This window comes from Pediococcus argentinicus (assembly GCF_001437605.1).
Lineage (GTDB): Bacteria > Bacillota > Bacilli > Lactobacillales > Lactobacillaceae > Pediococcus > Pediococcus argentinicus.
This window is the reverse complement of the sequence record NZ_JQCQ01000051.1, coordinates 1-6707: the sequence shown is the minus strand read 5'-3', so window position 1 is coordinate 6707 and position 6707 is coordinate 1. Positions and strand designations below refer to the sequence as shown.

8 protein-coding genes and 1 other annotated feature are annotated in these 6707 nt (G+C 37.3%); of the genes, 5 read left to right on the top strand and 3 right to left on the bottom strand.

Annotation, left to right across the window (positions count from 1 at the left end):
* Together IV88_RS08560 and IV88_RS08555 are read left to right on the top strand one after the other, a co-directional pair.
* The coding region (locus IV88_RS08560; RefSeq protein ID WP_157059336.1) for an ABC transporter permease at positions 1-980 on the top strand (980 nt) is incomplete at its 5' end.
* Between the two features lie 216 nt (positions 981-1196).
* Positions 1197-1577, top strand: coding sequence for a hypothetical protein (locus IV88_RS08555; protein WP_236698619.1), 381 nt, complete (start codon positions 1197-1199; stop codon positions 1575-1577).
* 61 nt (positions 1578-1638) lie between these two features.
* Here the strand turns inward: IV88_RS08555 and IV88_RS08550 are convergent, their stop codons facing one another.
* A complete protein-coding gene (locus IV88_RS08550) occupies positions 1639-2487 on the bottom strand; it encodes an MBL fold metallo-hydrolase (protein WP_057800480.1) in 849 nt (282 codons plus the stop codon).
* Between the two features lie 163 nt (positions 2488-2650).
* Between IV88_RS08550 and IV88_RS08545 the strand changes: the two genes are divergently transcribed.
* The 3 genes from IV88_RS08545 to brnQ all read left to right on the top strand — a co-directional run bounded on the left by IV88_RS08545 (position 2651) and on the right by brnQ (position 5818).
* Entirely contained in the window at positions 2651-3331 is a 681-nt protein-coding gene (locus IV88_RS08545) for a VIT1/CCC1 transporter family protein (protein ID WP_057800479.1), read from the top strand.
* Positions 3332-3340: 9 nt separating this feature from the next.
* Positions 3341-4018: a VIT1/CCC1 transporter family protein gene (locus tag IV88_RS08540; protein ID WP_057800478.1), complete on the top strand. Its 678-nt coding sequence runs from the start codon at positions 3341-3343 to the stop codon at positions 4016-4018.
* Between the two features lie 66 nt (positions 4019-4084).
* Positions 4085-4331, top strand: a binding site (T-box leader).
* Between the two features lie 95 nt (positions 4332-4426).
* Positions 4427-5818 carry a branched-chain amino acid transport system II carrier protein gene (brnQ, locus tag IV88_RS08535; RefSeq protein WP_147165297.1) on the top strand — a complete coding sequence of 464 codons (1392 nt, stop codon included), beginning with the start codon at positions 4427-4429 and terminating at the stop codon, positions 5816-5818.
* Here brnQ and IV88_RS08530 read toward each other — a convergent pair whose 3' ends face one another.
* Together IV88_RS08530 and IV88_RS08525 are read right to left on the bottom strand one after the other, a co-directional pair.
* Positions 5819-6337, bottom strand: a complete 519-nt coding sequence (locus IV88_RS08530) for a DNA-3-methyladenine glycosylase I (protein WP_057800477.1) — start codon at positions 6335-6337, stop codon at positions 5819-5821. It abuts the gene before it with no gap.
* An 80-nt stretch (positions 6338-6417) separates the two neighbouring features.
* Complete coding sequence (locus IV88_RS08525) at positions 6418-6606, bottom strand: LBP_cg2779 family protein (RefSeq protein ID WP_057800476.1); 189 nt, start codon at positions 6604-6606, stop codon at positions 6418-6420.
* Positions 6607-6707 lie beyond the last annotated feature (101 nt).

The following is a 6707-nucleotide window of genomic DNA, read 5'->3' as shown; positions in this document are numbered from 1 at the left end:
AACGACCAAAATCTGTCAATCAGCGATACAAAAAGCGTATGTTTATGACTATTTTAGGTGTGTTTGGATGTACGGCCTTGCTGATTACTGCATTTGGGATTAGCGATTCGTTAAATGGAATTGAATCAGCCCAATACAAAAATATTATTCATTATGATTTATTGGGTGTTTATAATCCGCACAGTGATAAAGATAATTCATACAAAAAGTTTGTTAAAACTAGTAGTGCGGTTGAGAAGTCCACGAATGCCTTTTACGAGCCAGTTACGGCCAAGAGTGGAGTATCGTTAGCTAATCAACAAATAACGATGCTTGTACCAGAACATCCTACTGAAATTAATCCATATACTTCATTGAAGGACCAGAATGGTAAAAAGTTAACATTAGATAATAACGGAGCAATCATAAGTGCTAAATTAGCTCAAGTATTTAAAGTTAAAGCAGGAGATCATTTGACCGTTAAAGATGATCAATCTAGTGTAGATCACTTTTCAAGAGAATTGACCAAACAAGATGCGTCATTAAATGTAGTTCAGTCCAATACAGCAAAGAAGACAATTCACAGTATTTTAGGTGGATTGAATCACGTAGTAATTGTGATTGTGATTTGTGCTTCAATCCTGGCATTCGTGGTTTTATATACCCTTACTAATATCAATGTTTCAGAACGAATTCGTGAATTATCAACAATTAAGGTTTTAGGATTCTATCCGAGAGAAGTAACGATGTATATTTACCGCGAAACGTTAATTTTGACGATTGTCGGAGTGTTAACAGGATTCATAGGTGGAAAATTATTGCATGGATACATTATTCAAGCTTTGCCACCTGAAAATGTAACTTCAATTACACATCTTTATCCAATGAACTTTACGATTTCCACTGCAATTACGATGCTATTTTCATTGTTTGTAATGTGGTTAATGGATCGCAAAATCAGAAGAGTAGATATGCTAGAAGCATTAAAATCAGTCGATTAACTTATGGAAAATATTAAATCAATTCAATTTGATTTAATATTTTTTTTGGTTAGGGTAAAAATAAAGATAATTAATGGTAAGATTAGAAAGGTGAATTAAAAAGAGGGTGGACCAACGCATACAAAACAGTATCAAGAAACAGAAACTTGACTGCAAAGAGCATTAGTAGATTTACTGTCCGAGAAAACTTTTGGCAGGATAACAATTCAGGATTTGGTGAGCCAATCTTCTGTTGGACGCTCAACTCTGTATGAACATCACTACAATAAGTACGATTTGGTCCAAGAAATGATCGAAGAACAAGCAACGATATTTCAAAAAGCAGTTCAAGTTCGTTTTGCCAATGACGTTCAAGATGGATTTCAGCCAGAACGGTTGGCTCAAATTGTGGAGGCACTGTTACCGAATCGAAAAGCGATTGTTGCACTTTATCATTTGAATGTAGATGAGGATTCTTTGGAACGTCGTTACCATCAGATCATTCATGAGATGGTAGTTCAAAATCAGACGATTAAGAAGTATGCAAAAAACACCCAGGTTTCATTGGAATACCTGAGTGATTTATATACGAATATTGCTCTAACTCAAATTATGTAGCAGCTTGAGCATGGTCGTGATGACCGAATTATGAAGCTGACTAATTTATTAGTTGAAAGTATTAGAACTGGCTGGGATGGCTGATAATCCGTTGTTTAGGTAAGGTACTTTGATTTTGCCATTTGTGTAGTTCCATTGGATTATGTGCACAGAACATCTCAACGTCGGGATTATTTTGAAGTAAATCATATAAACGATGTTGGTTGTTAATTCGTTTTTGCTTGTCCCACTGGTTGACCCATTCAAAAAGAGCTAGTCCTGGTTTGGCAATTCCATTTGGTTGGGTAACTTCGGCTGGGTCAAAATATGTGTCACCAGCATGAACCATCCAGCCGGTTTCAGTTTGAACGGCAACAGCGGTGTGACCACGAGAATGACCAGCAGTTGGAATTAGTAATATTTCAGGTGGTAATCCTTCAAGTTGTTGGATGGCATCGAAACCTTTCCATGAATCGCCTTGTTCAGTATAGGTGATAAATTTAGGATTATGGGCAAAAAATGGCTTCGGATAGCGCATTTTAGTCTTTAATCCATTGCGTTCATTAATGGCAGTTTGGTATTCCACGTCGTGTACATGGATTTTAGCATTTGGAAAGTCAACCAGACCACCAACGTGATCCAAGTCCATATGGGTTAAGACGATATTTTTAACATCTTCTGGGTCAAAACCTAACTTTTTAACCTGTTCCACAGCGGATAGGTAGGTATCTCGTTCTGGTTTGGCATAGACGTGACTGAAGCCAAACCCAAAGCGAGGTTGAGGATTTATTAAGTCTTGATAACCCAATCCAGTATCGACAAGTACTAATCCGTTGTTATCTGTTTCAATTAGTAAGCAATGACAAATTAAGTGTTCGTTTTGATAGGTTAATCCTTTGATTACACCACATTGTAAATGATAAATTTTCATGTTTATGTGCTCCTTTATGATTTGATGACTTCAGTATAAAGGCGATACAGTAGGATTGGTAGGGATAAATCGAGACAATTAGTCCGGACTTGAAAAATAAAATAAACGTGTTATGATAGCAAACGTTGATTAGAATGATTATAAAGTAGAGAGGTAATTGATTATGAAGAAAAAGAGTTCATTGGCACAACGAATTAATGTTATTCGAGCTAGTGTAATGGGTGCTAACGATGGTATTTTATCGGTAGCCGGAATTGTTTTAGGGGTTGCCGGTGCGACAACCAATAGTTTTGCTATTTTTATTTCAGGAATTGCTGGGATGTTGGCCGGAACAGTTTCAATGGCCATGGGTGAATACGTTTCTGTTAATTCACAACGTGATGCCCAACAACATGCGGTTGCTGAACAAGAAGTAGCTTTAAATAATGATTATCAAGGCGAGTTTGATTTCGTTAAAAATAAGTATATGGATACTGGTATTTCTGAGGCTTTGGCAAGTAAAGCTACTAAAGAAATGATGGACAAAGATGCGGTTCTAACCAGTGTTCGTGAACGTTTTGGATTTGACTTAAATAACTATACTAGTGCTTATGTAGCAGCGTTCGCCTCAATGATTTCATTTTCATTGGGATCATTATTACCATTATTGACGATTACATTTGCACCACGTGCTTGGCGTGTACCACTAACAGTTGTCTCCGTTGCGATTGCACTGTCAATTACTGGTTATTCAGCAGCTGCTTTAGGTAAAGCAATTCGTTCAAGAGCGGTAATTCGAAATGTTGTAACAGGACTATTAACAATGGCTGCAACCTACCTTATTGGTAGCTTGTTCGCTAGATAGGAGGATCCCATGGCTAAGAAAAAACAAAGTTTGGATAATAAACTTAATACGCTTCGTGCCGGGGTTCTCGGTGCTAATGATGGTATTTTAACAGTTGTTGGGGTGCTCTTTAGTGTGGCAGCTGCAACTACTAATCCATTTACAATCTTTATCGCTGGTCTTTCAGATTTACTTGCTTGTGCGTTCTCGATGTCTGCTGGCGAATATGCTTCAGTTAGTTCACAACGAGATACTGAAAAAGCGGTGGTTGGTGAAGAACAACTATTATTAAAGACTCAATTTGAAGATGAAAAAGTTCATGTAGTCAATTTTTATGAAAATAAAGGTGTTACTCATGATACGGCGGTCGAAATTGCTACTGAATTGATGAATAAGAAGGCACTCCATACCGCAGTTAATGTTAAGTATGATATGGATTTGGATACTTATTTGAATCCATGGAATGCTGCTATTTCATCATTGATTTCAGCTGCTTTAGGTGGGGTGTTGCCATTAGTTGCGATGACCTTTGCACCAAATCCTTATAAGATGTTGGCAACTATTTTAGCCACAATTTTATCTGTTGCTATTACAGGATTGTTGAGTGCTAAATTAGGAAATGGATTTGTAAAGAAGGCTGTAATTCGCAATATTATTGTCGGAATTATTACTATGTTTATTCATTATTACATTGGACGTCTTTTTTAAATTTTAAAAAAGTGTTGACAATCGTATAAAAAAGATTTAAATTAAAAAAACATTATAAATCGGTAACAAAACACGTCGATAGGATAAGTACAATTTTAATTTTGCAAAGCGAGCATCGTTAGGTGAAAGGATGCCATAATTTAAAATTTGGAAAATCAGCCTTGAGTGGCAAGTGCAATATGAGTGCTTGTTGGTAGCTCCCATTATAGAGCTGGGGTATTACTGTAACGAGAGTACAGTAGCACCCGGCAAGTTTAGTTTCGGTAACGAAGCTAATAAACTAAGGTGGTAACGCGTTTTTAACGTCCTTATTGGATTTCAAATCCAGTAGGGGCGTTTTTTTGGTTGATGCGCAGCAATCAAAAATTCCGAATTTATATTCAAACTTTTAGAATGGATGTGGATTTTATGGAAAATCGAAAACTTACGAAGAGAGATTATGCAGTAGTCAGTTCAATGTTGTTTGCTTTATTTTTTGGGGCAGGAAATTTAATTTTCCCATTGCACCTCGGTCAACTTGCAGGTAGTAATTGGCTACCTGCCGCGTTAGGATTCTTAGTCACAGCTGTGTTATTGCCTTTATTATCAGTACTTGCAATCAGTATCACACGTTCTGAAGGGGTCTATGATGTGGGTCTACCACTTGGACCAACCTTTGCTTTAGTATTTATGGTATTAATCCATGGTACAATCGGTCCCTTCTTTGGAACTCCACGTACCGCTACTGTTTCTTATGCTGTTGGAGTTGCACCATTACTACCAGCTAAATTTCAGTCATTAGGCTTGTTAGTATTTTCAGCTTTATTCTTTGGCGCAGCATATTTACTATCAGTTAAAGAAAATAAAATCGTGTCAAATGTTGGCCGTTTATTAAATCCAACTTTCTTAGTTTTACTATTCTTAGTTTTTGTTGTTGCATTCAGTCGTCCAATGGGAAATCCAGCTCATCAAGCTGTGACAGCTGCTTATACCAGTGGTGCTGCAGTTAATGGTTTCTTACAAGGTTACAATACAATGGATGCGTTGGCCGGATTGGCCTTTGGGGTTACAGTAGTTACTGCAATCAAAATGATGGGCAAGAAGGATCCAAATGAAGTGGCATTGGTTACTGCTCGTGCAGGTGTCTTTTCAATGGGATTTGAAGCATTAATCTATTTTGCATTAATCTTGGTTGGTGCTATGTCACTGGGAACATTTAAAGTTTCTGCTGATGGTGGTGTTGCATTTGATCAAATCGTCAATCATTACTTAGGAGTAGCAGGACAGTCGTTACTTGCAATGCTTATCACACTTACTTGTTTAACAACCGCAATCGGTTTAGTTGCTGCTTTTGCCCAAGATTTCCACAAACATTTTCCAAAGTTAAGTTACAAAACTTGGTTAGGATTAACCAGTGCAGCATCATTCCTGTTCGCTAACTTTGGTTTAACTCAAATCTTGGCATGGTCAACTCCATTCCTAATGTTCCTATACCCACTTTCAATGGTATTAATCCTTTTATCAGTATTTTCACCATTGTTCCAACGTGCTTCTGTAGTTTATAAATTTGTTGTTGGTTTTACAGTTGTTCCAGCTTTGTTTGATATGATCTCATCATTTCCGCCAGTAGTTAGCCATAGTGCATTTGGAACACTTGTTACTAACTTGCGAATGACATATCTTCCATTCGCACAATATGGGCTTGATTGGGTTGTCCCCGCTCTTGTTGGATTAGTACTTGGCTTAGGTTTCTACGTGGCTCAAAGGGTACGTCAAAACAACGTTTCAAATAATGCTAGTGAAGAAAGTGTTAATAACTAATTATTTATCCCAGACTTGGTCTTGAATCATGCCGCCAGCCTTCATAAAGAGGTAAGTAACGGTGGGACCGACAAATGAAAATCCGTGCTTCTTCATATCTTTAGCAACTTTGGCGCCGAGTGGATCAGTATTGCGAATTTCATCGCTGGATTCGTATTCCATAATCTTCGGAGTGTCATCGACAAATTGCCACATATAGTTGGCAAAGCTACCGAATTCTTCTCGAATTTGTAAAATTGCACGGGCGTTTTTAATCACTGCACTGATTTTACGACGGTTTCGAATCATGTCTGGGTAGGCGACAATTGAATCGATATTTTCCAAGTCAATTGCTGCAACTTTATTAATATCCATGTTGAAAAAGACAGCTCGAAAGACTGGTAACTTACTAGCTGCAACTTTCCAGCTAAGTCCAACTTGAAAAACACCAACGGTTAACAACTCAAAAAGTTCTTGATCATTGTGGGTTGGCTTACCAAATCGATTTTCATATTCTCGAATACCAGGTGAAAGTGTCATTTTATATAAAATCCTTATCTTTTAAAATTAAAAACAAGACCGCTAATCCATTGAACTGGAAGGCGGTCTTGTTCGTTTTCTTAACGATTATTTTGCATATATTCTTTAATCCGGCGGAGGTCATCTTCAGTCGGAGTGTAAGAGTTGTTCTTAACCCGGTGAATCTTTTCAACAGATAAGTGAGTACCAAATGCGAGATCGGCATCTGTCATGTCGTTTTTCTTCTGATAAGTAACAATTTCTTCTGCTAGTTTTGTTAAATCTGCCATGTTAAAGTTCCTCCCATTTCTCGTTACTAAAATCGTACCATAATTTTGAAAATAAGGATAGAAAACAATCTAATTAGGTCGCGTTTCTTTGTTGTGGGTAG

Bases quoted from the DNA above. Each gene is read 5' to 3' on its own strand.
- IV88_RS08550 (WP_057800480.1), bottom strand. From the start codon at position 2,487: ATGAAAATTTATCATTTACAATGTGGTGTAATCAAAGGATTAACCTAT.
- IV88_RS08545 (WP_057800479.1), top strand. From the start codon at position 2,651: ATGAAGAAAAAGAGTTCATTGGCACAACGAATTAATGTTATTCGAGCT.
- IV88_RS08540 (WP_057800478.1), top strand. From the start codon at position 3,341: ATGGCTAAGAAAAAACAAAGTTTGGATAATAAACTTAATACGCTTCGT.
- brnQ (WP_147165297.1), top strand. From the start codon at position 4,427: ATGGAAAATCGAAAACTTACGAAGAGAGATTATGCAGTAGTCAGTTCA.
- IV88_RS08530 (WP_057800477.1), bottom strand. From the start codon at position 6,337: ATGACACTTTCACCTGGTATTCGAGAATATGAAAATCGATTTGGTAAG.
- IV88_RS08525 (WP_057800476.1), bottom strand. From the start codon at position 6,606: ATGGCAGATTTAACAAAACTAGCAGAAGAAATTGTTACTTATCAGAAG.